A 24,935-nucleotide genomic window follows, 5' to 3' on the forward strand; every position below is an offset into this window, starting at 1 on the left:
TTACCAAAGACCAGTCCCGACTTGGACGCAACCACATCGAAACCGGAACGTATATGGAAATCTTCTTTCCTGAGCACGGTGTCCGCTATATTGCAATCAACGATGGTTATGATTCCAACGAGCAATCTCAGATGGATATTGCCCCGTTCCGAAACATCATCAATGAAATGTACGCCAAAGACACTTCCCGAAAAATCAAGAGTGCCCTTCGGACACGCAAGAAAAGTGGAAAGTATATCTCCAGCGGCGCACCGTTTGGCTACCAGAAAGACCCTGCCGACCACAATCACCTTGTGATCGACCCGAACACCGCCCCCGTTGTTGAGTATATCTATTCAATGGCAGAGGAAGGGCTGGGGCTTCACCGCATCGCCAAGCGGCTCCACGATGAAAAAGTCTTGAAGCCGTGTTACTACAAGAAGGAGATGTTTGGCCGCTTTATTGATGATGAAAAGATGTATGATTGGGACAGTGCCTATATCAGTCAGGTTCTGCACAGCCCAGTCTACGCCGGACACATCATCTACGAAGCCAAGCCCACCGTGTCCATGAAATCCAAAAAGCGGCGTTATATTCCGCTTGAAGAACGCGCTATCGTTCCGAATACACATGAAGCAATCATCCCACAAGACCGTTGGGAGAACGTGCAGCGAATCCTTTACAGCCGTTCCAGTAGTTTTATGTGCGATAAGACCGACTACGACAATATCTTCAAGGGCATCGTCCGCTGTGCAGACTGCGGCAGAACGATGTTAGTCAAGGTCGAGCACAGGCGCAAACGTAACAGTGTTCTGGATCAGACCTTTTATTGTTGCAGCACTTATCGGAAATATGGTGCGAAAGCCTGTGACTCTCATAATTTGGAAGCCCGTGTTCTGCATGAAGCTGTCTTTGCGGACATTCAGGCACACGCAAAGGCCGCTGTGAGTAATCGGGAAGCCCTTGTGAAGAAGATTGCAAATCAGATGCACCTCCGGGTGTCCTCTGACCGGGCGCAGCACAAACGGGATTTGAAGCAGTGTAAAGCACGAATCGCAGAAATCGAAGACCTGTATGCAAAACTTTATGAGGACGTATCAAAGGGACTTCTCCCGGAGAAACGTTTTCAAATGCTTGCAGATCGCTACGACAAAGAACAGGCTGAACTGACCGAGAAGATTGAGCAGTACGAGCGGGAAGGCCGTGCTGAACACGGTCAGCTGGACAAGATTCAGGATTTTATTGATGAAGTCAGCAAGTACGCTGGCATCACCGAACTGAACTATAAGATTCTGCATCAGCTGATTGACAAGATTCTGGTATCCAAAGCGGAAAAGGTTGATGGCGAATACGTCCAGAAAATCCAGATTTTCTACCGCTTTATCGGCCCATTGGATGCCATCGAGTAACAATGTCAGAAAAGTCACCTCCGAGAACTATCCTACAGACGCAGGGCGTGAAGGCGAACTGATTTTCCGGCTGGTTTACGAACAGGCTGGGTGTAAAAAGCCTGTTTCCCGGCTGTGGCTGTCCAGCATGGAGGACAATGCCATCCGGGAGGGCTTTGCAAATCTGAAACCGTCAACAGAATATGATGCACTGTATCAGGCTGCACTCTGCCGGGAACGTGCCGATTGGATGGTCGGCATCAACTGTTCCCGGCTTTTTTCCTGCCTGTATGGTCGGCCTTTGGCAGTCGGCAGAGTAATGACCCCGACACTTGCCATGACGGTGGAACGAGAAGCCGCCATTGCTGCTTTTGTCCCGGAAAAGTTCTACACGGTGGCTCTGGAGCTGACAAGCGGTTTTGTGGCATTAAGCCGCCGCATTTCTGAAAAAGCGGACGCGGAAAAGCTGCTTGCGGAGTGCAGAAAGGAGATGGTGTCCACGATCCAGAAAATCACGCGCAAGGAAAAGGCCGAAAATCCACCGCCGCTCTATGACCTCACTACGCTCCAGCGGGATGCCAACCGCTTGCTGGGCTTTACAGCACAGCAGACCTTGAACTATGCACAGAGCTTGTACGAGAAAAAGCTCATCACTTACCCGCGCACGGACAGCCGTTTTCTGACTGAGGATATGGCGGCATCGCTGCCGGGGCTGATGTCGGCTGCTGCGGGAGCCTTTGATGTGCATGAAGCCGTGCCTGTCCATGCAGAGCAAGCAATCAACAACAGCAAAGTCAGTGACCACCATGCACTGCTGCCCACGGCAAGTGTGGAACAGGCAGACTTTTCTGCTTTGCCCGCCGGAGAATTAAGCATCCTGCGGCTGATTACGGTGCGTCTGCTCTGCGCTGTTGGCGAACCTCACCGCTATGCGGAAACCACCCTGACCACCATTTGCGCCGGGAAAGAATTTTCGGCAAAAGGCAAGGTAGTTTTGGACGAGGGCTGGAAAGGCATCGAGCGCAAAATGCTGGACGATCTGCTGGACAAAAAGAAAGAGCCTGCTGCTCTGCCGGATGTGCAGGAGCAGAGCGAGTGCGGCATTGCTGGTGCTGAACTGAAAGAAGGCCAGACCTCACCGCCGAAGCATTTCACAGAAGATACGCTCCTGCACTCTATGGAAACGGCCAGCGCGGACAGTATGCCGGAGGATGCAGAACGTCAGGGCATTGGAACTCCGGCTACGCGAGCGGCTATTATCGAAAAATTAGTGGCAAAGGGCTTTCTGGAGCGCAAAGGCGACAAGAAAACCAAAGTGCTGCTGCCTACCGACAAGGGCAAAGCCCTGATTACAGTGATGCCCGAAGAAGTCCAGTCCGCTGACATGACTGCCGACTGGGAAACAAAACTGCTGCGCGTGGAGCGCGGCGAGATGGAGCCAAAGACATTTATGACTGAAATCAACGATATGATCTCCTCGCTGGTAAACACCACCGAGGCCGTGAAAGGAGCGAGTGCGCTTATGAAAAATAAAGTGATTGGTATCTGCCCGAACTGTGGCAAATCTGTTGTGGAGCGCGAAAAGGGCTATTTCTGCGAGAACCGGGAATGCCGATTTGTACTGTGGAAAGACAACGCCTTCTTCAAGCGTCTGGGCAAACGGATGGATGCTCATGTAGCCGACAAGTTGCTGCGGGACGGCCGTGTCCGCCTGAAAGACTGCCGTAGTGCCAAGGGCAAGACCTACAATGCAACGGTTTTGCTGACCACTGAAGCCGATGGTCGCAGCAAATTCTCGCTGGAATTTGAGGGCAGTTGCTGATGGAAAAGCTAAATGAAGCGGTCTACCTCATCAACGATGAACGCTATCTGCACCTCCGGGAAAACGGCGCAGGTGTCGGCTTTGCCACTTATAATAAGGTAACGGGTGAACCTCTGGAAAGCGGGCAGATCTCCGAAAAAAATCTGCCGCCGGATGGCAGGAACATGATGTCTGCTGCCCGGAACTGGTATCTGTTTGAACTTTCGGAAGATGAGCGCAAGGTCATCCAACTTGAAAGCATAAAAATTCTCGAAAGCGTTCCCGCATCCGGCATCCACAAACGGCGTATTTGGGAGCCTGAAACGATGCCAAAAGATATTCGGCTCATCAACAGTCACTATGACGATCTCTACCGAATTCCTGATGGTGGTGTGATTCAAGTGGACTACCCGGATGGCCGCAGTTTTACGGCAAAGCTGGAACATTTGGATGATTACCACTTTGATATGGGCGGTCTGGGCAATGTGTTCCACATCTGCCAGTTTGCCGATGTTATGGGCAGGAACCACGCAGATTTCTACCCAGAAATTCAGACGCAGGATAATCAGGGTGCATGGGAGCTGGGCGGCAAGGGCTATATTGCTATCCAGTCCTGTGATGATGGCTGGGATTATACACTTTATCACAGCGACTTTTCCGTGATGGATGGCGGGCAGGTTGACGCGCCGGAGCTGACAATTCAGGAAGTCAGGGAGCAGATTCTGGAAGCACATCACATGGAAAAGGGGCGACGGCTGTTGCAGGACTATGACTTCGTCATGGACAGAGCCGCAGAAGCTGAAGAACTTGGTGCAAACAACCGCCCTTCCACGCTGGAAAAACTGGCTTCGCTGGTTGGCGCAAAAGAAAAATGCGATGTCCCGGAGTGCAGCCCCGTTGGGTGCCGGAAAGCGAGGGATGCTCATGAACTTTAATGGCGAAGAATTGATGCTGATGATGCTCTACAATTCCGGCACTCGACTGGGGTTGATGCAGGAACTGCGGCTTATGCAGTGCTACCTGATGCCCGATGAGATTGCTCTGCGGGAGCTGTCGGAGGGGGTTATCGAAAAACTGAAGTTGATGACCGATGCACAGTTTGCAGAAGTCGAGTTTCCTATGAACTAATTTTTGCCGCCTGCGGGCGGTGTACATATCCTCTTTTACAATGCGGTTCAGTGTGGTATACTGAACTCGACAACTCGGAATTTGACAAAGGAGTGTGATTATATGGGTAAAGCGATTTTGGCAGCAATCGTTACATTGATTGTTGGTTATTTAGGTATGGTCGTAGGACTTGAACTTTTAGGTAATTGGGTTGAGTTTGGATTGCTCATTGCTATTGCAGTAATGGGTGCTTTTATCATCTACTTCAATGACAAGAAGTAAGACAATTCGCGTTTGTGGAGCGAAGCAGAACAATGAAAGCCCCAGTGGGGTTTTTAAGCGACAGAACGGTCTTGCGTAGCAAGATGGAGGGGCTTTGCCCCGACAAGTCCCAGTTTGTCGATGATTATCAACCGGGATAGTGTCATAAGCCATCGCTCCGAAAAAATTCATAACCTGCAAGAAAGTGGTCTTGATAGAATGCTTCGATTCATGCTATACTAAAACCAGTTTTAATACATAAAAATGAAAGCGAGGCTTGCCAATGGACACCACAAAACGCTCTCCCCTTGACCGCCTGCTCTTTGCCACTTTTCTGAAAGGCCGAACTTCTTCTCGTGATATATGGGAAGAAAAGGGCGATATGACCCCCGAAGATAACAAGAAGATCATTGAGGAAACCAACGAAATCATCAACGATGATTCCACCTATCCTTTCATCAGCTACCTGTCCGACCTGCTTGCAAAATCCAAGCCCTCCGATGATGCTGTCAAGAAACTGCACGACTGCATCGACAAGGTTGCGGTGGCACTGGGACAGGACAGCACCGATGTGTTCCGCGCCCTGCTTGCAAAACTGATCGAGCAGCCGGAGGAAAATCAGACATTTGACCGTCTACTTGAGATGGCAGAAAAATTCGCCGCAAAATACGATTAAAATACCATAGATTCCATAAGCGAGTGACCTGAAAAGGCCGCTCGCTTTTTTGTTTTCCACGAAACATGAAGGGAGGAACGCAATGCCAAATAAAACGCAAGAATATCTTAATCTCGCCCAGCAAACAGCAAAGGAACTGACCCGGTATTGGGAAAACTGGACGGACTATCTGACCACTGCATCCCGGTTGTATAAATACAGCTATGCAGACCAGCTCATGATCTACGCCCAGCGTCCTGATGCTACCGCCTGTGCCAGTTTCGACCTCTGGAACAACCGCATGAACCGCTACGTCAGGCATGGCTCCAAGGGCATCGCCCTGTTAGACCAGTCCAGCAGTGTCCCACGTCTGCACTATGTCTTTGATGTGAGCGATACCGGGGTGCGCCGCAATTCTCGTGACCCTGAGGTGTGGCAGCTCGGCCCTGATCTGGTTCAGCCTGTGTCAGAAATGCTTGCCAGAGAATACGGTGTCCGGCATGAACGAATCACCCAGCAGATCGCGGACATTTGCGGCAAGCTGGTGGATTCCTATTGGGATAACAACAGCGGTGACATTCTCGACATCGTTGACGGCTCGTTCCTGATGGATTATGATGAAGCCGGACAGGAGTTCCAGTTCAAATCTGCCGCCGCAATCAGCATCCTGTATACGGTTCTGGAACGCTGCGGCCTTGAGCCGGACGGTCATTTTGACCGTGACGATTTTCAGGCCATCTTCTCTTTTTCCACGCCTGCCGCCGTGTATGCGCTGGGCACCGCAGTCAGCGAATGCAGCCGGGATGTGCTGCGCAACATCGAGCGAACCGTAAAAACGACAATCCGCCGCCGCAATGTAGAAAGGAGCCAGTATGAATATGAACAGCAGGAACGTGACCTACTCGACCGTCGGGGACTACCAGCTCCCGAACCTGACCCTGCCCCAGCAGGAGAAAGCACTGGGCAAATACGGCAGACTGCGCCGGACTTACCTGATGAAGCATCGCCCGGTGCTGTACAATTCGATGCTCCTGTCGGGGACTCTGCATCCGCACCTGTTGGAAGTGGAACAGACCGCAGAGAGCCGGATGCAGCAGACCATGCAGGAACTGCTGAAGCAGAACCCGGCTCCGAACAAAGAGCGGCATCAGATGGAGTGGGTGCAGCACATGAACAGCCTGAAAGCACAGGCCGAGGAACTGGTGATGAACGAGCTGATTTACAGCTAAGTTTCTTCGATGTGGCTATTCCCACCGAAGCCGAACAAATTGAATCCATCGACCAAGCGGAGAGCGAAAAATCGCCCTCCGCTTTTGTTTTGTCGCAGGCGGAGATTGAAAATGCGCTGCGGAGAGGTTCCAATGTTGAAGGCAGCAAACTTCGGATATGGAAAATTTATCAGTTGCAGCCTGACCGAAAACTCCGGGCAAAAGCTCTTGCCAAAGAATATGCACCGTATGGCCCCGGCGGTTCTTCACACACTTATCTGGACGGAAGCAGTGGTTGGCTTGACCATGACAGCAAGGGTCTGACGTTTGAGCATTATCCCGACCATCAGAAAGTGCTTCTCCGCTGGGATCGGGTCGAAAAATATATTGACCTGATGATTCAGTCTGACCGCTACCTGTCGGACAAAGAAAGAAGAGCCATCGACTTTCCCCTTGAACTGAACGCCGCCAGTGCAGCCGAATACACTGCATTAAAGGCGCAGCACCCGGATACTCTGGTTGGATTTGAAGCTGGCGGCAATTTTATGTTCTATGGAGAAGATGCTGCCAAGGTCGCAAAAGTTCTCAACAGTGCTTTGTTTACGAGAGAAACAGCACTGGGCGAAGTTCAGGTCACAGGCTTTCCACCTAGCTTATGGGTAAGAAAGTCAAAAGAATTGTGGTCTGCGGGCAATGATGTTTACCTTGCCGGATTGAACGAAGATGGGACTCATCACCAGACTAAACATCTGCACAAAGAGGACTATCTGCCCATCGGCTCCATCATCAATATGGATGGCCGGAAATTTCTGATTGACGGAGTGGATTTTGATAAGGGCAAGGTTTCCTTGCAGGATATGGCACTGGCCGACCTGCGGATGCCAATTTTCCGGGAAGAGCCGCTGGCTCTTGTCCGGGAGTTGTACGAGGAGCAGGATATGATGGGACACCCCCTGCCCGATTACAAGGTCGGTGACAATGCTATCGTTGACCTTCCTACCCGAACCATCGAAGGAACAATCGGCTATGTGGGCGAAACGGATGTTCGCATCGACACCAGTGCGCAGGGCTATTCGTGGAGCAACGAGGTGCTGAACAAACAGCAGTTCGAGGACAGTCTGCGACGGGATGAGCCTACGTCTGATGAATCACTGGACAAGCTGCCTATCTCTGGGGAGGTCAACGGCGAATGGCAGACCTTCCCGGATGCCGCTGCCTTGGATGAAGCCCTGAATGCCGAACCTGCGCCGGAGCCTGCCGGGAACTTCCACATCACGGACGACCATCTGGGCGAGGGCGGCGCAAAGCAGAAGTATGCCCGGAATATTGCAGCTATCCGCACCCTGTTTCAGTTGGAACAGGAACACCGTGGAGCCACCGCCGAGGAACAGGAAGTGCTTTCGCAGTATGTGGGCTGGGGTGGTCTGCCGGATGCCTTTGACCCGGATAAGAGCAACTGGTCAAAAGAGTACACGGAACTGAAAGGGCTGCTCTCCGAGGACGAGTATGCCGCAGCCCGCAGCTCCGTGCTGAATGCCCACTACACCAGCCCCACCGTAATCCGTAGTATTTACGTTACTGTGGAGCGCATGGGTTTCCGCAGCGGTAACATTCTGGAACCTAGTATGGGCGTAGGCAACTTCTTTGGAATGCTGCCCGAGAGCATGGCAGACAGCCGCCTGTACGGTGTGGAACTGGACAGTATCACGGGCCGGATTGCCCAAAAGCTGTACCCGGAGGCCAACATCAAAGTGGCCGGATTTGAAACCACGGATAGGCGGGATTTCTACGATTTAGCGGTCGGCAACGTACCGTTTGGCAATTACAAAGTCAACGACAAATCGTATAACAAGCTGAACTTCAGCATCCACAATTATTTCTTTGCGAAAGCCATCGACCAGGTGCGGCCGGGCGGCGTGGTGGCGTTTGTTACCAGTCGTTACACGCTGGACAGTAAAGATTCTTCTGCCCGCAAGCACATGGCAGAACGAGCCGATTTGCTGGGGGCCATTCGTCTACCCAACAACGCTTTCCGTGCCAACGCTGGTACGGATGTTGTCAGCGACATTATCTTCCTGCAGAAGCGTGACCGCCCCATCGACCATGAGCCGGACTGGATACAGCTCGGCAAAACGGAAGATGGCTTTACCATCAACAGCTATTTTGTAGACCACCCGGAGATGGTGCTGGGCGAACTGACCACCGAAAGCACCCAGTATGGCCGTGAGGAATGCACCGTGCGCCCCATTGAGGGTGCAGTGCTGGCAGACCAGCTTGCCGAAGCTATCCAGCATATTGAGGGACTGTACACGGAAGTTGAGGTCGAAACACCAGATATTGCGGATGCAGAAAATGAGCGACACATTCTCCCTGCTGACCCGGATGTGAAGAACTTCTCCTACACCGTGGTTGACGGTGAAGTGTATTACCGCGAAAATTCTGTTATGACACAGGTGGAGCTTTCCGACACCGCCAAAGGCCGTGTGACCGGGATGGTGGAGCTGCGGCAAATCGTCAATGAGTTGATTGACCAGCAGCTAAACGACTACCCAGATGCCGACATTCAGGCTACGCAGGAAAAGCTGAATGCCGCCTACGATGCCTTTTCTGCAAAATACGGCTTGCTGAATGACCGCAAAAACGGCAGATTATTTGAGCAGGATTCTTCTTACTATCTGCTGTGTTCTCTGGAAAATCTGGACGATCAGGGGCAACTCAAAAGCAAGGCGGCGATGTTCACCAAACGCACCATTCGCCCGGAACGTACTGTCACCAGCGTGGACACTCCCACGGAAGCACTTGCAATTTCCATCGGAGAGCGTGGCCGGGTGGATTTGCCCTATATGGCAGAGCTGCTCGGCACTCCCGGCGACTATGAGCGAATCACCAGCGAACTATCCGGCGTAATTTTCAAAGACCCCGGCACAGACCCTACTGACCCAGAAGCGGGCTGGCAAATGGCGGATGAATACTTGTCCGGCAATGTCCGGGCAAAACTGCGCATGGCACAGCTTGCCGCCGAAACCAACCCGGAGTTTGCAGTCAACGTCACCGCATTGGAAAAGGCGCAGCCGAAAGACCTTGAAGCATCTGAGATTGATGTACGTCTGGGTGCAACATGGCTTGCGCCGGAGATCATCCAAAAGTTTATGGCAGAAACTTTCCAGATTCCCTACTATCTGCGTCATGCAGTTAAAGTGAGATATTCTCCCTATACCGCAGAATGGCGCATTGAGGGCAAGTCGGCTATGGGCAGAGGCGACATTACCTCCACCGAAACCTATGGCACATCCCGCGCCAATGCCTACAAGATTCTGGAAGATGCGCTCAACTTGAAAGATGTGCGCATCTATGATGCCATTGAAGATGAAGAAGGCAGACCGAAGCGCGTCCTGAACAAAACGGACACCATGCTGGCGCAGCAGAAACAGCAGGTAATCAAAGATGCTTTCGCCAACTGGATCTGGCAAGACCCCCAGCGGCGCATTGCACTGGTGAAGCAGTACAACGAACTGTTCAACAGCAACAGACCGCGCGAATACGATGGTTCCCACATCCACTTTGTCGGTATGAACCCGGAAATTTCGCTCCGGGAACACCAGCGTAACGCCATCGCTCATGTGCTTTATGGTGGTAATACGCTGCTTGCACACGAAGTGGGAGCCGGAAAGACGTTTGAGATGGCAGCATCCGCAATGGAAGCCAAACGGCTGGGGCTGTGTCAGAAAAGTCTTTTTGTGGTGCCAAATCATCTGACGGAGCAATGGGCGGCAGAGTTTTTGCACCTATACCCCAATGCCAAGCTGCTGGTAGCTCGAAAAAAGGACTTTGAAACCGCCAACCGCAAAAAATTCTGTGCTAGAATTGCGACTGGGGACTACGATGCGGTCATCATCGGTCATTCACAGTTTGAGCGCATCCCGTTGTCCTATGAGCGGCAAGAACGCATTATTCAGGAGCAGATTGATGAAACGCTTGCCGCCATCAACGAACTGAAAGCCACTGCTGGCGAAAATTTCAGCATCAAGCAGATGGAAAAGACACGCAAAACGCTGGAAATCAAGCTGGAAAAGCTACGCTCCGATGCGAGAAAGGATGATGTTATCACCTTTGAGCAGTTGGGCGTGGATAGGCTTTTTGTGGATGAGAGCCATTTTTACAAGAACCTTTTCCTCACGACAAAAATGCGCAATGTCGCTGGTTTGTCTACAAGTGAAGCGCAAAAATCGAGCGATATGTTCGGAAAGTGCCGCTACTTGGATGAGATCACAGGTGGGCGCGGCGTGGTGTTTGCTACGGGAACGCCCGTGAGCAACTCCATGTCGGAGCTGTACACGGTCATGCGCTATCTGCAATATGGCACACTCCAGCAAAAAGGGCTGACACACTTCGACTGCTGGGCATCTACTTTTGGTGAAACCACCACCGCCATTGAACTTGCCCCGGAGGGCTATACTTTAATAGGACGATAAACTTGATTGTCCTAAATTGAAAGATTCCATAAGAAAGGAGGTAGAACAAATGCCTAAAGAACCAAAAATCACCGCACTCTATGAGCGTTTGTCAAGAGATGATGATCTTGCTGGTGAATCGAATTCCATCACCAACCAAAAGAAATATCTGGAAGATTACGCCCAAAAGAACGGCTTCAAGAACATCCGCCATTTTACAGATGATGGCTTTTCAGGTGTGAATTTCAATCGTCCCGGCTTTCAATCTCTAATAAAAGAGGTAGAAGCAGGAAATGTCGAAACGCTTATTGTGAAGGATTATTGTGCGATAATAGGACTAAATCAGAAAGACCTTGAAAACCAAGGCATTCTGGCTTAGTCCCTTCTTTTTTTGACCGAAAACAAAGGACTTTCACAATAATCAAGCAAGCCGGAGGGTGCCGCTGCACACTTCCGGCAGAAGGAGGATATAGTGGGTGCTATCAAAGTCTTCTTGAAGGAAGTTGTGCTTCCAATCGCGCTTGCGTTCTGCCTCGCGTCATTTCTCAAGCCGATCTATATGCCTGACGGCGTATGCGACTACTTCCTAATGTGGATCTGCGTCGGCTTGCCATTCGGCATCCGGAGGATGTGCCTCTGGCTCGTTCCAAGCGGTTACGGCATCTCCGGCTCAGTCGGCATTTTCGCATTGAACTTAATCATAGGCGGTCTCATCGGAGGACTCGCCTTCTTCATCGGGCTGCTGCTCGGTATCATTCATACCATCCGAGAAATCATCTGAACTACATCGTAAACGAAGAGGGTTTGTTTCTTCTCCAATTTGGAGTAAGAAGCAAACCCTCTTTTTTTGTTGCCCAAAAGCCGGAGTATTTGCTGGCGATGCGGCGAAAGAAAGGAGTTTTTAAGCATGAAACGCATGACAGCCGGTGATCTTCAAGCACTGGAATTGCTGATGCAGACCACACCCGGCTTTGAGCATTTTGACAGCGGCGCGGATGGCATTCTCCCTGAGTGCCGAAGCTGCCGCTTTCATCGCCCCTTCTGGAAATATCAGTCCTGCGTGTTTGCAGAGTGTCCCTACTGCTGCAATCCCGTTTCTACCCTCAAAAACCAAAGTGGCACATCTGCTGCCGGAAAGGAAGTCAATCATGGATAACAAAATCGAAGTCTTCAAGAATGAACAGTTTGGAGAAATCCGAACAGCCCTGATCGAAAACGAGCCGTGGTTTGTGGCGGTAGACGTGTGCAGGGCTTTGGAGATCGGCAATTCGTCACAAGCCATTTCACGGCTGGATGCGGACGAGAAGATGATTACCCTCATTTCAAATGAGGGTAATAAACGAGGCAATCCCAACATGACGGTGGTGAACGAACCTGGACTTTACACGCTTATTCTGAGCAGCCGTAAGCCCGAAGCCAAAGCCTTCAAACGCTGGATCACACATGATGTCATCCCCATGATCCGCAAGACCGGCGGCTACATGACGGACTCCCTTCTGGAACGTATTCAGAAGGAACCAGCGGTCATTGTGGAGTTTGCTCAGGCGTTGATTCTGGAAAAGAATCGCGTAAAGGCTCTTGAGTGTGAGCTGAACACGGCAAAGCCCAAAGCCGATTACTACGACGCCTTCATCAATCCGGATGACTGCACCAATATCCGAACGACGGCGAAGGAACTGAAAATCCCGGAGCGCAAGTTCGTCCAGTTTCTTCTCAGGGAGAAGTACCTGTTCCGATCTCCCTCCGGTCAGCTTCTTCCCTACAACAAGGACAGCAATGCCGGACTGTTTATCGTCCGCGATTTTGTGACGTACTGCTACACCGGTTCTCAGACCTACTTCACGCCGAAGGGCAAGGATGTCATCCGAATGAAGTTCCAGAAAAAGTGCGGCGAAGAGCTGCTTTCCAAGATGGCAAGGTGATTTCTGTGGCAGTCTATCGCGTAAACAAGAATCGTGGCTATACGGTCATGGCGAACTTCCACCTTCGAGACAAGAGCCTGTCACTCAAGGCAGTCGGTCTTCTCTCAAAGATGCTCTCGTTTAATGATGGCTGGAAGTTCTCAACCAAGGGACTTTCTGCAATCTGCAAGGAAGGTCCGGATGCCATTCTCTCCGCGCTCCGTGAGCTTGAAAAGCACGGCTACCTTGTCCGGCACCGGCAGAGAGACGGTAAAGGCAGGATGAGCAACACAATCTTTGAGATATACGAAGAGCCGCAGGAGTCTACACCAGAACGGGAAAAGCCACACACGGAAAATCCATGTGTGGAGAAGCCAGATGTGGATAATCCACGCGGGGATAAGTACGCACAAATAAATACTGATCAAGTAATTACCCAAGAAAGAAATACTCTCTCAAAGAACTATCAATCCATCAATCTTGATGGGATGGACAGGATGGATGAGCGAAGCGAGTATGAAGAGATTATCAAAGAGAATCTTGATTACGACATTCTCTGTCAGGATCCGAAGTTCGATAAAGACCGCTTCCGGGAGATCATGGACATCATGCTGGATGCCGTCTGCTCTACCGCTCCGACCATCCGTATCAATGGCGAGGATATGCCGCAGCAAGTGGTTAAGTCCCGCTTTCTCAAGCTGAATAGCAGCCACATTGAGTACGTTCTGGAAGCAATGAACAAGAACCCGTCAGACATCCGTAATATCCGGGCGTACCTGTTGACCGCTCTGTATAACGCCTCTCTGACGATAGACAATTACTACTCCGCGCTCGTCAATCATGATTTCTACGGGCAGGACAGATCGGCAGGGTCAAAGAAGCCGAAGACCTACGATTATAGCCTTTGTGAAGACACTCTTTAATGAATACCATCGTGAGCAATGCTCGGAAAGGAGGACAGTGTAAATGAAAATCATCTATCGCCGGATTGTGCCGCCTTAGTTTCGGCAGCAGTCCCCATAATCATTACAACGAAAGGAGGTAAACGTCGCAATGCAGGATGAAGTCAACACCAAAATTGTTGCAATTATGATCAAGGGCGGCAAAATCTCAGCCGAGGTGCTGAAAAAGGCACTGGACAAGTTCGTGCAGGAGATTGAGAAGGCACAGAAGCAGATGCAGCAGCCAAAAACCTATCGCGGCAAGCAGTCCATCAAGCATCTGATGAGCCAGAATGCCGCCATCTCCAACATCGAAGTGACGGATGGCAACATCAAATCCTTTGAGCGGACCGCCAGCAAATACGGTCTGGACTTTGCGCTCAAGAAAGACGTTTCCGTTGAGCCGCCCAGCTATCTTGTCTTCTTCAAGGGACGGGACGTTGATGTGATGACCGCCGCCTTCAAGGAGTTCTCCGCCAAAACGGTCAAGCAGAAGGAACAGCCGTCCATCCGGCACAAGCTGGATCAGGAGAAAGCCCAGAGCAAGGCGCAGCACAAGGAGAAGGTCAAGGTCAAAACCAAGGATCGGGGTGTGGAGCTGTGAACAAACCCGATGTGAAGAAGCTCATTCTTCTGAACCTTCCGTATGTCTTCGCCTTCTACTTCGCGGATAAGATCGCCGCCGTGTTTCGTCTCGCCCCCGGCGCAGCGTTCATCGACAAGCTGACAAACGGCTTTGCCGTGTTCGGCTCTGCCTTTGCAAATCCGCTGCCCAGCTTTCATCCCGTCGATCTTCTCATCGGTCTGTCGGCTGGCGTGCTGCTCAAGCTGGCAGTCTACGTCAAGGGCAAAAACCGCAAGAAGTTCCGGCAGGGCGAAGAATACGGATCTGCCCGCTGGGGCAAGCCAGAGGACATCAAGCCGTACATGGACCCGGAGTTCTCCAACAACGTCATTCTGACGCAGACGGAGTTCCTGACCATGAACAGCCGTCCAAAGCAGCCAAAATACGCCCGCAACAAGAACATCCTCGTCATCGGCGGTTCCGGCTCAGGCAAGACGCGCTTTTTCGTCAAACCTAACCTGATGCAGATGCACAGCAGCTACGTTGTGACTGACCCGAAGGGTACGGTGCTGGTGGAGTGCGGCAAGATGCTTGAAAAGGGCGGCTACGTCATCAAGTCGCTGAACACCATCAATTTCCGGAAATCCATGCACTACAACCCGTTCAGCTACATTCGCAGCGAGAAGGACATCCTCAAGCTGGTCAATACGATCATCGTCAACACGAAGGGAGACGGCGATAAGTCCGGCGAAGATTTCTGGGTCAGTGCGACTCGTTCGCAGACGGTAAAAAGTCTGCGCACGAGCAACGGTTTTCCGTTGTTCGAAGAACTGGTAGTTTGATAGGTGGAATGACGGGGTAACGCCCTGAAACGCCTACCCTTGATGGGCGTGCATTAGCTGTAATGGCTGGTGTACGAAGCCCCATGACAAAGGCTGAGAGTAACCGTAACCACTGCCTAAAGTGGTCGAAAGCGGTCTGGAGGCAGACTGTGTTACCTATAAGCCGAGAGTCTATAAGATACCTATGGTTAGAATGTTCGCTTTGGCGGGCGGACTGACGAACCTGCGAATGTACAGGTCTAAAAGAAGACCACGCAGAAATGTGTGGGTGCGTTAATGCGCAGTCGGTGTGGTTTAGTAGAAATTGATCCTACGAACGACCATGCTGTGTTACAGGCACAGGCAAGCCGACAGGTCTATAGCAGGAACCTATGGGTATGTATGAACAGATAGAACTATCGGAACGAGGAAAGGCAGCAGATTCCGCAAGGAATAGTCTGACGAAAAACAATAAGCAGACGAACTGCTGCTGAAAAGTAGTGGTCGAACCTATGATGTGCTTGCGTTATGTGAGCTACGGAGGAATGGCCACAAGTCGGTTGAGATAAGCAGGCATTATTCAATCCAACATAAGGATTCGAGTAAGACCAAAAGGGTCACTTTCGCAAAAAGGAGGTGATGCCTTATGCCAAAGAAAAACAAAACTCTATGTGTAGATGACTTACGTCATGCCGAGTATTACGGTATGCAGCCAGTTTTTGATGAACTCTATCATCGAAGTTTGGAGGGAGAAAATTTTACCGACCTTATGGATTTAATTCTGAGCCGGGACAACATTCTTCTGGCATATCGGAACATCAAAGCAAACGGAGGAAGCTACACAGCAGGAACAGACAACAAAAACATCAGTGACATCGGGTGTTTACCGCCCGAAACAGTTGCAGAGAAAGTGAGGTTTATTGTCACAGGAAGTCAGCACGGATACCGCCCAAAGCCGGTAAGACGCAAAGACATTCCGAAACCAAACGGAAAAACCAGACCGTTAGGTATTCCCTGTATCTGGGACAGGCTGGTACAGCAATGTATCAAACAGGTCATAGAGCCAATCTGCGAAGCGAAATTCAGCGACAACAGTTACGGCTTTCGCCCGAACCGTTCCGTGGAACACGCCGTGCAGAAAACTTACACCATGCTTCAACGCATGAACCTGCATTATGTGATTGAGTTTGATATAAAAGGATTTTTCGACAACGTAAATCACAGCAAGCTAATGCGGCAAATATGGGCAATGGGAATACACGACAAACAGTTGATTTTTATTATCAAGCGGATTCTGAAAGCACCGATTAGAATGCCAGACGGCACTACACTCATTCCAGACAAAGGCACTCCGCAAGGCGGTATCATTTCACCGTTGCTTGCCAATATCGTGCTGAATGAACTGGACAAATGGGTTGAGAGCCAATGGCAGAACCACCCTCTTGTAAAGGAATACGGGTATGAGAGGAAAATCAGAAACTCGATTACTTTTGACCGGAGCAAGGCATTCCTCAAAATGAGGAAAACAGGGTTGAAAGAAATGTATATCGTGAGATATGCAGATGATTTCAGAATTTTCTGCCGGAATAAAGAGGACGCTTTGAGAACGAAAGAGGCTGTAACGGCATGGATAACCGAGAGGCTGAGGTTGGAGGTATCGCCAGAGAAAACAAGGATAGTCAATGTTAGAAAACGCTATTCAGAGTTTCTTGGGTTTAAGATACGAGTCAGACCGAAAAGCAGGAAGTACATCGTGCAATCTCATATCTGTGACAAAAAGTTGGAACTGGAAAGGCAAAAACTGGTGGAACAGGCGAAACGAATTGCCCGACCTCCAGAGGGAAAAAGACCTTTGGACGAAATACGGCTGTACAATTCAATGGTTCTGGGAATACAGAATTATTTTCAACTTGCCACCTGCATCAGCATTGATTGCAGGAAAATCCACAGACAGGTCATGACAGTTTTAACAAATCGGCTCAATACAGAAACCGGGTGCAGACTTGTTCGAGAGGGCGGCGCAATGACCGAGAGCGAAAAAGAACGGTTTGGAAAGTCGGCAATGATACGGTATGTATCTGGAATCGACCAACCTATCTACCCTATCGCATACATCAAGAACAAGATACCGATGGCAAAGAAAGCGGCGGTTTGCAGTTACACGGTAGAGGGACGGGCATTGATACACACGAACCTAAGTATGAACTCATCTGTTCTATCAGGTTTGAGGAATCAACCGTCTATGGGGCGAAGCACAGAACTTACTGACAGCAGGATTTCACTATTCTCGGCTCAACGTGGAAAATGTGCGCTAAGTGGGGAACTCTTTGAAAATGCGGCTGACATAGTATGCTGGCTGAAAACACCGGCAGAATTGGGCGGCAAGGAACGCTATCGAAATATGATTTTGTTCCATAATAGATTTCTTCCACTCCTGCAAGAGTGTCCTAAGAATGAGCTAAAAGAGATAGCCGACACGCTCAAGGCAACAAAGGAACTGATGTTAAAAGTGAACAGTCTGCGCCAGCAGGCTGGTTTGTCCGCAATAGAAAACTAACATTTCATTTGGTGATTGATTAAATGCTTGTGAAAACAACCGATGGAACGCCGGATGCGGTGAAAGTCGCACGTCCGGTGTGGAGTGGGGGAAAATCCGGCGATAACTTCAAAGGATTACCTATCACTATAGGCGGAAAAGCTCTACTACACAGCTCTCATCGGCTACATCTGGTATGAGGCACCCGATCACGAGAAAAACTTTACTACCCTGCTCGAAATGATCAATGCCTCGGAAGCCAGAGAGGACGATGAGACCTTCAAAAATCCCGTGGATGTCATGTTCGATGAACTGGAAGCCCGTGACCCGGATCACTTCGCGGTCAAGCAATACCGCAAATACAAGCTGGCGGCGGGAAAAACAGCCAAGTCGATTTTGATTTCCTGCGGCGCTCGCCTTGCCGTGTTCGACATTGCAGAGTTGCGTGAGCTGATGAGCTACGATGAGATGGAGCTGGACACCATCGGAGACCGGAAGACGGCACTGTTCGTCATCATTTCCGATACCGATGACACCTTCAATTTCGTCGTAGCAATCATGTATTCCCAGCTCTTCAACCTTCTCTGCGACAAGGCAGATGACGTTTACAACGGACGGCTTCCCGTTCATGTGCGCTGTCTGCTCGATGAGTTTGCGAACATCGGTCAAATCCCGAAGTTTGATAAGCTCATCGCAACCATCCGAAGCCGGGAAATCTCGGCGTCAATCATCTTGCAGTCCCAGTCTCAGCTCAAGACCATCTACAAGGATGCGGCGGACACCATCACGGGCAACTGCGACTGCACACTTTTCCTCGGCGGAAAAGAAAAATCGACGCTCAAGGAAATCAGCGAGGTGCTGGGCAAGGAGACAATCGACCTTTACAACACCTCAGAAACCCGTTCCAACAACAACTCCTACGGCTTGAATTATCAGAAGACCGGCAAGGAATTGATGTCTCAGGACGAGATCGCCGTCATGGACGGAGCAAAGTGTATTTTGCAGCTTCGAGGCGTGAGACCTTTTCTCAGTAACAAATACGACATTACGAAGCATCCGAAGTACCGGCAGCTCTCCGACTACGACAAGCGGAACACCTTTGACATCGAGAAGTATCGGCAGCACAAGCTGGTAGTCAAGCCCGATGACACATTCGACCTCTATGATATGGGCGAGGTCGATGCAGATTAAAGCCCCGTCGCTGCACTGCGCAGTGGGTAAAGCCTGATGGCTTATCCCAAAGCAGAACAGCGACGGGGCTTCTTTTTTTATGCCCATTTTCAAAAATACACACTCAACTTTCATCGATTCAAGGAGGAAAATCTATGGCTTTTATCAATCAGGCTGTCACGGTTCTTCAGACGCTCGTTATCGCCCTCGGTGCCGGTCTCGCGGTGTGGGGTGTTATCAACCTCATGGAAGGCTACGGCAACGACAATCCGGCGGCTAAATCTCAGGGCATTAAGCAGCTCATGGCTGGCGGCGGCGTGGTGCTGATCGGCACGACCCTCATTCCTCTACTCTCCGGTCTGTTCGGTTGATCCGGAACACACACAGGAAGTTACCATCGTGGCGGGTGCTGAAAGTGGCACTCGCCCTTCACAATTCACCAACGATTTAAGGAGGAAATTCAAGTATGGCATTTATCAATCAGGCAGTTACGGTTCTTCAGACGCTTGTTATCGCCCTCGGCGCGGGTCTCGCAGTGTGGGGTGTTATTAACCTCATGGAAGGCTACGGAAACGATAATCCTGCGGCTAAATCTCAGGGTATCAAGCAGCTCATGGCTGGCGGCGGTGTGGTGCTGATCGGCACGACCCTCATCCCCCTGCTCTCCGGTTTGTTCGGCTAATCCACGGCAAGCCCAGCTTAACCGAAGGGTGGTGAAATATTGGGCAGCATTTTAGAAAAGATCGAACAGGCTCTCAAGGATATGCTGATCGGATGGATCGAGAGCAACCTGACCAATATGTTCACCGATGTCAACGAGAAGGTAGGAACGATTGCCGCCGAGGTCGGGCAAACTCCGTCCGGCTGGAACGGCGGCGTGTACCAGATGATCCGGGGACTATCCGAAAATGTGATAGTCCCCATCGCTGGTATCATCATCACCTTTGTTTTGTGCTACGAGCTGATTTCCATGATCACCGAGAAAAACAACCTTCACGACATGGACACTTGGATGTTCTTCAAGTGGTTTTTCAAGGCGGCTGTGGCGATCTACCTCGTGACGCATACGTTTGACATCGTGATGGCAGTATTCGACATCGGGCAGAACGTGGTTTCCGGTGCAGCCGGAGTCATCCACGGCAACACCAGTATTGATATTGATTCGACGATTGCGCAGATGCGTACCGGCATGGAGAACATGGGTGTCGGAGAACTGCTCGGACTGTCGATAGAAACGCTCCTGATCAGCTTGTGCCTCAAAATCATGGCGATCCTCATTACGGTCATCCTCTACGGACGCATGATTGAGATTTACTGCACCGTGAGCATTGCGCCTATTCCCATCGCAACCATGAGCAACCGCGAATGGGGCAGCATCGGCACGAACTATCTGAAAGGCTTGTTCGCTCTGGCATTTCAGGGCTTCCTCATCATGGTCTGCGTCGGCATCTATGCGGTGCTGATCAACGGCATGATCATCGCAGACAACATTCATTCGGCTCTGTTCTCTGTGGCAGCGTACACGGTTATTCTGTGCTTCTCGCTATTCAAGACCGGAAGCCTCGCAAAATCCATTTTCCATGCGCACTAAGGAGGTCGGCAGCATGAAGAAGTACAGCATCATCTACGCCGATCCCCCTTGGGCGTATCGGACTTACTCCAAGAAGGGACAGGGACGGTCGGCAGAAAGCCACTACCCGACAATGTGCATTGAGGACATCAAGGCACTTCCGGTCGGTGAGCTTGCCGCCAAGGACTGCGCCCTGTTCCTTTGGATCACGTTCCCGTGCCTCTGTGAAGCACTCGAAGTGCTGGCGGCATGGGGCTTTTCCTATAAGACCGTGGCTTTTGTATGGGTGAAGCAAAACCGCAAGAACGATGATCTCTTCACCGGCATGGGGTATTGGACAAGGGCAAACGCCGAAATCTGCATCCTTGCTACGAAGGGACATCCGAAGCGTGTTGACGCCGGTGTGCGTCAGGTCATCCTCAGCCATATCGAAGAGCATTCCAAAAAGCCGGATGAAGCGAGGGAGCGCGTTGTCCGGCTCATGGGAGACCTTCCCCGCGTAGAGCTTTTTGCCCGTCAGTCTCCCGAAGGCTGGGATGTTTGGGGCAACGAGGTCGAATGCACAGCGCATCTTCCGACGGAGGAAACACCATGCTGCGGCTAAGACCCATTTCTCTTCGTGACGCCAACGAGTACGTCCGGCAGCATCACCGGCATCACAAGCCTTTTGCCGGTCACAAGTTTTCCATCGGCTGTGAAGCAGACGGTGAACTGGTCGGTGTAATCATCGCTGGGCGTCCCGTCAGCCGGTATCTGGATGACGGCTTCACATTGGAGGTTACAAGGCTATGCACCAACGGGGCGAAGAACGCTTGCAGCTTTCTCTACGGCGCGGCGGCAAGAGCTGCTGCGGCTATGGGCTATAAGCGCATCATCACCTACACGCTGGAAAGCGAAAACGGTGCAAGCATTCGGGCTTCCGGCTGGATTTGTCAAGGCAAAGCGGGTGGGCTTCGCTGGACGGGCAAGCGTCAACCGAAGGAGGATCAATATCCCGCACAAATGAAGCTGCGCTATGAAAAGCAGCTTAGAAAGGAGGAAACAGTCAATGGCATTTGTTCCGGTCCCGAAGGATCTTAACCGCGTCAAAACGAAGGTCATGTTCAACCTGACCAAGCGGCAGCTTATTTGTTTTTCCATCGCTGCGGCAGTCGGCGTCCCGATCTTCTTTCTGGCGAAGGCGCATCTCGACTTGTCTACGGCGGCAATGCTGATGGTGGTGATCATGCTCCCGTTCATCTTCTTCGCGCTTTACGAGAAGGACGGACAGCCCGCCGAAAAGTATCTGTACCACATCGTACAGTCCATGTTTATCCGAGACAAGGTGCGTCCATATCGCACAAACAATCTCTACGCTGAGATTCAGAAGAAAATCAAAGAACAGGAGGAATTGCAGCTTGAACAACAGCACAGCAAAGGCAAAGCCTAAGATGACCGTCAAAAACGGCGTCGTTTACGGCGACGCCCTTTCCGCTCAGGAAAAGAAGCGGATCGTCGTGCAGAAGAAAAAGGACAGGAAGGCAAAGAAAGTCCGCAAGTCCGCCCAGCAGACCATCCCCTATGTGGAGATGTGCCGTGACGGTATTTGCAAGGTGAACAGCCGCCTCTACACGAAGTCCATCGCCTTTGAGGACATCAACTACCAGCTTGCACAGAACGATGACAAAACTGCCATCTTTGAGAACTGGTGCGACTTTCTGAACTACTTCGACAGCTCGATTTTCGTCCAGCTCTCCTTCATCAATCAGAAGGCAAGTCTCAATGAGTTCCGCAAGCGCATCAACATTCCGGCACAGGAGGACGCCTTCAACGACATCCGCTCCGAGTATTCCGGTATGCTGCAAAGCCAGCTCACCAAGGGCAACAACGGATTGGTCAAGAGGAAGTACATCACCTTCGGCATTGAGGCGGACTCCCTCCGCACGGCAAAGCCGAAGCTCGAACGCATTGAAACCGATATTCTCAACAACTTCAAAACCCTCGGTGTGAGAACCGAGCCGCTGTCCGGCTACGAGCGGCTGAAAGTGCTTCATGATGTGTTCAACATGGACAGCAATGAGCCGTTCCGCTTTTCCTTTGACATGGTAGCCCGGACGGGACTCAGCACGAAGGACTTCATCGCGCCCACTTCCTTTGACTTCCGTGAAGGCAAGTGCTTCAAGATGGGCAGAACCATCGGCGCGGTGAGCTTCCTGCAAATCCTCGCGCCGGAACTCAATGACCGTATGCTTGCCGACTTCCTTGAGATGGACAGCAACATCACGGTCAATTTTCATATCCGGACGATTGACCAGGCGAAGGCAATCAAGAGCATCAAGTCGAAGATCACCGACCTCGACAAGATGAAGATTGAAGAGCAGAAAAAGGCTGTCCGCTCCGGCTACGATATGGACATCATCCCGTCCGATCTCGCCACCTTCGGCGGTGAGGCAAAGCGTCTGTTGCAGGATCTCCAGACCCGCAATGAGAGACTGTTTCTTGTGACCATCCTCATCATGAATACGGCAACCAATCGCCAGAAGCTCGAAAATGCTGTGTTCCAGACCGCCGCCATTGCCCAAAAGTATAACTGTGCGCTCAAGCGTCTTGACTTCCAGCAGGAGGAAGGGCTGATGTCCTCTCTGCCTATCGGCATCAATCAGGTGGAGATCGAACGCGGACTGACCACTTCCAGCACGGCGGTTTTCGTGCCGTTCACCACGCAGGAGCTTTTTCAGGGCGGCGAAGCTCTCTACTACGGGCTGAATGCGCTGTCCAACAACATGATCATGGTGGACCGCAAGCAGCTCAAGAACCCCAACGGGCTGATCTTGGGTACGCCCGGTTCCGGTAAGTCCTTCTCCGCCAAGCGTGAAATGACGAACGCCTTCCTCATCACAGAGGATGACATCATCGTCTGCGACCCCGAAGCCGAGTATTTTCCCCTCGTGCAGAAGCTCGGCGGTCAGGTCATCCGCATCTCGCCGGTCAGCATGGATTACATCAATCCGCTGGACATCAACACGAACTACTCCGAAGAGGAAAACCCGCTGACGCTGAAATCCGACTTCATCCTCTCCATGTGTGAGCTGATTGTCGGCGGCAAGGACGGCTTGCAGCCGGTTGAGAAGACCATCATTGACCGCAGTGTCCGCATGGTCTATCAGGAGTTTCTTGCAGACCCCAAGCCGGAGAAAATGCCGATCCTCGAAGACCTCTACAACATTCTGAGAAATCAGAAGGAGCCGGAGGCACAGCGCATCGCAACTGCCCTTGAAATCTATGTTCACGGCTCTCTGAACGTCTTCAATCACAGAACGAACGTGGATGTCAACAACCGCTTCGTCTGCTATGACATCAAGGAGCTGGGCAAGCAGCTCAAAAAGCTCGGTATGCTGATTGTGCAGGATCAGGTGTGGAACAGAGTTACCATCAACCGCGCCCAGCATAAGGCAACTCGCTACTACATGGACGAGTTCCATCTGCTCTTGAAGGAGGAACAGACCGCCGCATACAGCGTGGAAATCTGGAAGCGTTTCAGAAAGTGGGGCGGCATTCCGACCGGAATCACGCAGAATGTCAAGGATCTGCTTGCGTCCCGCGAGGTAGAGAATATCTTTGAAAACTCGGATTTTGTCTACCTTCTGAATCAGGCATCCGGTGACCGGCAGATTCTCTCGAAGGCGCTGAACATCTCGCCCAGCCAGCAAAACTACATCACCAATTCCAACGCCGGTGAGGGACTGATCTTCTACGGCTCGACCATCGTTCCCTTCAAGGACGATTTCCCGAAGGACACCCAGCTCTACCGCATCATGACCACCCGCTTAGAAGAAACCGTACAGAACTGATAGGAGGATTTTTGAATATGAACAACAAGATGATTACCATTCCCTATGCGGACGCTATCGAATACGGAGAGAACACCTCCGCGCTGTTTAAGGCTCTGTGGGAGCTGACCGATCTGATCCGACTGGAAAGCGACCTCAAGAAGCATCACCGTGCCTACCTCCATGTGAGGGAGGACATCGACGAAAAGGTCAAGGAGGCACGTCAGATTATGACCAAGGTATCTGTGGATATGATCGGATTCTATTTCAAGGTTGATGTTCCCGAAAGCAGCAACAGCGACGAGAATACCCCTTTCGCTGACGCGGCGGATGATGAAACCGTTTCTATCCCCAAGGACAAGTATGAGCTGATGATCGACGATCTGCTCACGATGTCCGAAATCATTCAGTGCGTTGCAGATATGCGCACGCAGGATATGAGGGCAATCCGCGAGTTCGGCAAGTTTATCCCCGCCTTTGCCGCCTTTGAGAAGAACCGCCTGAGCCTCTATCGTGAGGCAGCGAAGGAAGCCGAGGAAATCTTCGACCGTTGGGCGGACGAGATTGACGATTTCGACGAGGACTTCATGGAAGATGAGGACTACGAGCCGGACGAGTATTACTCCGACTGATATGCGCTCAAATCCGAAGAAAGGAGCTGGTTCTTATAGAGCTTGACATCATTCATACCGGCGATTGCCTCAAAATCCTGAAAACTCTGCCCGATGACAGCGTTCATTGCTGTGTGACGTCCCCTCCGTATTACGCGCTC

At 51.2% G+C, this 24,935-nt stretch carries 22 protein-coding genes and 4 pseudogenes; 25 read left to right on the forward strand and 1 reads right to left on the reverse strand.

The genetic code is table 11. From position 1 onward, the window contains the following. From P0G09_RS06800 to P0G09_RS06825, 6 genes are all read left to right on the forward strand, one after another. Nucleotides 1-1,388, forward strand: a 1,388-nt coding sequence (locus P0G09_RS06800) for a recombinase family protein (protein WP_275252288.1), incomplete at its 5' end; no start/stop codon positions are given. Then, a complete protein-coding gene (locus tag P0G09_RS06805; RefSeq protein ID WP_275252289.1) occupies nt 1,375-3,189 on the forward strand; it encodes a DNA topoisomerase in 1,815 nt (604 codons plus the stop codon). The genes P0G09_RS06800 and P0G09_RS06805, both read left to right, overlap by 14 nt. Beyond that, a complete protein-coding gene (locus P0G09_RS06810; protein WP_275252290.1) occupies nt 3,189-4,103 on the forward strand; it encodes an LPD16 domain-containing protein in 915 nt (304 codons plus the stop codon). Before P0G09_RS06805 ends, P0G09_RS06810 begins: the two co-directional genes overlap by 1 nt. After that, complete coding sequence (locus P0G09_RS06815; RefSeq protein ID WP_120079983.1) at nt 4,093-4,296, forward strand: transposon-transfer assisting family protein; 204 nt, start codon at nt 4,093-4,095, stop codon at nt 4,294-4,296. Before P0G09_RS06810 ends, P0G09_RS06815 begins: the two co-directional genes overlap by 11 nt. A 102-nt stretch (nt 4,297-4,398) precedes the next feature. Beyond that, nucleotides 4,399-4,557 carry a hypothetical protein gene (locus P0G09_RS06820; protein WP_055186498.1) on the forward strand — a complete coding sequence of 53 codons (159 nt, stop codon included), beginning with the start codon at nt 4,399-4,401 and terminating at the stop codon, nt 4,555-4,557. A gap of 262 nt (nt 4,558-4,819) precedes the next feature. Next, nucleotides 4,820-5,212, forward strand: coding sequence for a hypothetical protein (locus P0G09_RS06825; protein WP_217212472.1), 393 nt, complete (start codon nt 4,820-4,822; stop codon nt 5,210-5,212). Between the two features lie 445 nt (nt 5,213-5,657). On the opposite strand, the gene P0G09_RS06830 is transcribed toward P0G09_RS06825, so the two are convergent. Continuing rightward, complete coding sequence (locus tag P0G09_RS06830) at nt 5,658-5,903, reverse strand: hypothetical protein (RefSeq protein ID WP_256266571.1); 246 nt, start codon at nt 5,901-5,903, stop codon at nt 5,658-5,660. A gap of 160 nt (nt 5,904-6,063) precedes the next feature. Here P0G09_RS06830 and P0G09_RS06835 point away from each other — a divergent pair, with 160 nt between their 5' ends. From P0G09_RS06835 to P0G09_RS06925, 19 genes and pseudogenes are all read left to right on the forward strand, one after another. Further along, nucleotides 6,064-6,420, forward strand: coding sequence for a TnpV protein (locus tag P0G09_RS06835; protein WP_227621867.1), 357 nt, complete (start codon nt 6,064-6,066; stop codon nt 6,418-6,420). A gap of 374 nt (nt 6,421-6,794) precedes the next feature. Beyond that, nucleotides 6,795-10,850, forward strand: a pseudogene (locus P0G09_RS06840) (SNF2-related protein); the annotation flags it as partial. A gap of 70 nt (nt 10,851-10,920) precedes the next feature. Next, a pseudogene (locus tag P0G09_RS06845) lies at nt 10,921-11,169 on the forward strand (recombinase family protein); the annotation flags it as partial. Nucleotides 11,170-11,322: 153 nt separating this feature from the next. After that, nucleotides 11,323-11,631 (forward strand): DUF6050 family protein, encoded by a 309-nt coding sequence (locus tag P0G09_RS06850; RefSeq protein WP_033121585.1) that lies wholly within the window; start codon nt 11,323-11,325, stop codon nt 11,629-11,631. 126 nt (nt 11,632-11,757) lie between these two features. Beyond that, a complete protein-coding gene (locus P0G09_RS06855) occupies nt 11,758-12,006 on the forward strand; it encodes a hypothetical protein (protein WP_005934799.1) in 249 nt (82 codons plus the stop codon). Further along, nucleotides 11,999-12,772, forward strand: a complete 774-nt coding sequence (locus P0G09_RS06860; RefSeq protein WP_147561395.1) for a BRO family protein — start codon at nt 11,999-12,001, stop codon at nt 12,770-12,772. The genes P0G09_RS06855 and P0G09_RS06860 overlap by 8 nt, the downstream gene beginning before the upstream one ends. Beyond that, nucleotides 12,769-13,674, forward strand: coding sequence for a DUF6017 domain-containing protein (locus tag P0G09_RS06865; protein WP_147561393.1), 906 nt, complete (start codon nt 12,769-12,771; stop codon nt 13,672-13,674). The genes P0G09_RS06860 and P0G09_RS06865 overlap by 4 nt, the downstream gene beginning before the upstream one ends. A gap of 130 nt (nt 13,675-13,804) precedes the next feature. Then, nucleotides 13,805-14,296 carry a PcfB family protein gene (locus tag P0G09_RS06870; protein ID WP_147561391.1) on the forward strand — a complete coding sequence of 164 codons (492 nt, stop codon included), beginning with the start codon at nt 13,805-13,807 and terminating at the stop codon, nt 14,294-14,296. Then, nucleotides 14,293-15,021: pseudogene (locus P0G09_RS06875) on the forward strand (type IV secretory system conjugative DNA transfer family protein); the annotation flags it as partial. The gene P0G09_RS06870 and the pseudogene P0G09_RS06875, both read left to right, overlap by 4 nt. 703 nt (nt 15,022-15,724) lie before the next feature. After that, on the forward strand, nt 15,725-17,635 hold the full coding sequence (ltrA, locus tag P0G09_RS06880) for a group II intron reverse transcriptase/maturase (protein WP_113998925.1): 1,911 nt from the start codon (nt 15,725-15,727) through the stop codon (nt 17,633-17,635). 111 nt (nt 17,636-17,746) lie between these two features. After that, nucleotides 17,747-18,805 (forward strand): annotated as a pseudogene (locus tag P0G09_RS06885) (type IV secretory system conjugative DNA transfer family protein); the annotation flags it as partial. 134 nt (nt 18,806-18,939) lie between these two features. After that, the gene (locus P0G09_RS06890) at nt 18,940-19,155 is read left to right on the forward strand and encodes a Maff2 family protein (RefSeq protein WP_130869802.1); all 216 of its coding nucleotides are present in this window, start codon (nt 18,940-18,942) and stop codon (nt 19,153-19,155) included. 95 nt (nt 19,156-19,250) lie between these two features. After that, entirely contained in the window at nt 19,251-19,466 is a 216-nt protein-coding gene (locus P0G09_RS06895) for a Maff2 family protein (RefSeq protein ID WP_130869802.1), read from the forward strand. A 39-nt stretch (nt 19,467-19,505) separates the two neighbouring features. After that, nucleotides 19,506-20,375, forward strand: coding sequence for a CD0415/CD1112 family protein (locus tag P0G09_RS06900; protein WP_007046101.1), 870 nt, complete (start codon nt 19,506-19,508; stop codon nt 20,373-20,375). A gap of 13 nt (nt 20,376-20,388) precedes the next feature. Next, a complete protein-coding gene (locus tag P0G09_RS06905) occupies nt 20,389-20,958 on the forward strand; it encodes an MT-A70 family methyltransferase (RefSeq protein WP_275252293.1) in 570 nt (189 codons plus the stop codon). Continuing rightward, nucleotides 20,946-21,434, forward strand: coding sequence for an XF1762 family protein (locus tag P0G09_RS06910; RefSeq protein ID WP_275252294.1), 489 nt, complete (start codon nt 20,946-20,948; stop codon nt 21,432-21,434). The genes P0G09_RS06905 and P0G09_RS06910 overlap by 13 nt, the downstream gene beginning before the upstream one ends. Further along, nucleotides 21,403-21,783 (forward strand): PrgI family protein, encoded by a 381-nt coding sequence (locus P0G09_RS06915; RefSeq protein WP_040647218.1) that lies wholly within the window; start codon nt 21,403-21,405, stop codon nt 21,781-21,783. The genes P0G09_RS06910 and P0G09_RS06915 overlap by 32 nt, the downstream gene beginning before the upstream one ends. A 1-nt stretch (nt 21,784) precedes the next feature. After that, complete coding sequence (locus tag P0G09_RS06920) at nt 21,785-24,184, forward strand: ATP-binding protein (protein WP_275252372.1); 2,400 nt, start codon at nt 21,785-21,787, stop codon at nt 24,182-24,184. 17 nt (nt 24,185-24,201) lie between these two features. Continuing rightward, entirely contained in the window at nt 24,202-24,795 is a 594-nt protein-coding gene (locus P0G09_RS06925; protein ID WP_275252295.1) for a nitrogen fixation protein, read from the forward strand. Nucleotides 24,796-24,935: the final 140 nt, after the last annotated feature.

Origin of the sequence: Faecalibacterium sp. DFI.5.82 (assembly GCF_029076575.1) — a bacterium.
GTDB lineage: Bacteria > Bacillota > Clostridia > Oscillospirales > Ruminococcaceae > Faecalibacterium > Faecalibacterium duncaniae.

Bases quoted from the DNA above. Each gene is read 5' to 3' on its own strand.
- P0G09_RS06915 (WP_040647218.1), top strand. From the start codon at position 21,403: ATGGCATTTGTTCCGGTCCCGAAGGATCTTAACCGCGTCAAAACGAAG.
- P0G09_RS06830 (WP_256266571.1), bottom strand. From the start codon at position 5,903: ATGACCGTCCGGCTCAAGGCCGCAGCGTTCCAGAACCGTATACAGGAT.
- P0G09_RS06820 (WP_055186498.1), top strand. From the start codon at position 4,399: ATGGGTAAAGCGATTTTGGCAGCAATCGTTACATTGATTGTTGGTTAT.
- ltrA (WP_113998925.1), top strand. From the start codon at position 15,725: ATGCCAAAGAAAAACAAAACTCTATGTGTAGATGACTTACGTCATGCC.
- P0G09_RS06895 (WP_130869802.1), top strand. From the start codon at position 19,251: ATGGCATTTATCAATCAGGCAGTTACGGTTCTTCAGACGCTTGTTATC.
- P0G09_RS06890 (WP_130869802.1), top strand. From the start codon at position 18,940: ATGGCTTTTATCAATCAGGCTGTCACGGTTCTTCAGACGCTCGTTATC.
- P0G09_RS06835 (WP_227621867.1), top strand. From the start codon at position 6,064: ATGAATATGAACAGCAGGAACGTGACCTACTCGACCGTCGGGGACTAC.
- P0G09_RS06860 (WP_147561395.1), top strand. From the start codon at position 11,999: ATGGATAACAAAATCGAAGTCTTCAAGAATGAACAGTTTGGAGAAATC.
- P0G09_RS06925 (WP_275252295.1), top strand. From the start codon at position 24,202: ATGAACAACAAGATGATTACCATTCCCTATGCGGACGCTATCGAATAC.
- P0G09_RS06920 (WP_275252372.1), top strand. From the start codon at position 21,785: ATGACCGTCAAAAACGGCGTCGTTTACGGCGACGCCCTTTCCGCTCAG.
- P0G09_RS06905 (WP_275252293.1), top strand. From the start codon at position 20,389: ATGAAGAAGTACAGCATCATCTACGCCGATCCCCCTTGGGCGTATCGG.
- P0G09_RS06855 (WP_005934799.1), top strand. From the start codon at position 11,758: ATGAAACGCATGACAGCCGGTGATCTTCAAGCACTGGAATTGCTGATG.
- P0G09_RS06870 (WP_147561391.1), top strand. From the start codon at position 13,805: ATGCAGGATGAAGTCAACACCAAAATTGTTGCAATTATGATCAAGGGC.
- P0G09_RS06825 (WP_217212472.1), top strand. From the start codon at position 4,820: ATGGACACCACAAAACGCTCTCCCCTTGACCGCCTGCTCTTTGCCACT.
- P0G09_RS06910 (WP_275252294.1), top strand. From the start codon at position 20,946: ATGCTGCGGCTAAGACCCATTTCTCTTCGTGACGCCAACGAGTACGTC.
- P0G09_RS06810 (WP_275252290.1), top strand. From the start codon at position 3,189: ATGGAAAAGCTAAATGAAGCGGTCTACCTCATCAACGATGAACGCTAT.
- P0G09_RS06805 (WP_275252289.1), top strand. From the start codon at position 1,375: ATGCCATCGAGTAACAATGTCAGAAAAGTCACCTCCGAGAACTATCCT.
- P0G09_RS06815 (WP_120079983.1), top strand. From the start codon at position 4,093: ATGAACTTTAATGGCGAAGAATTGATGCTGATGATGCTCTACAATTCC.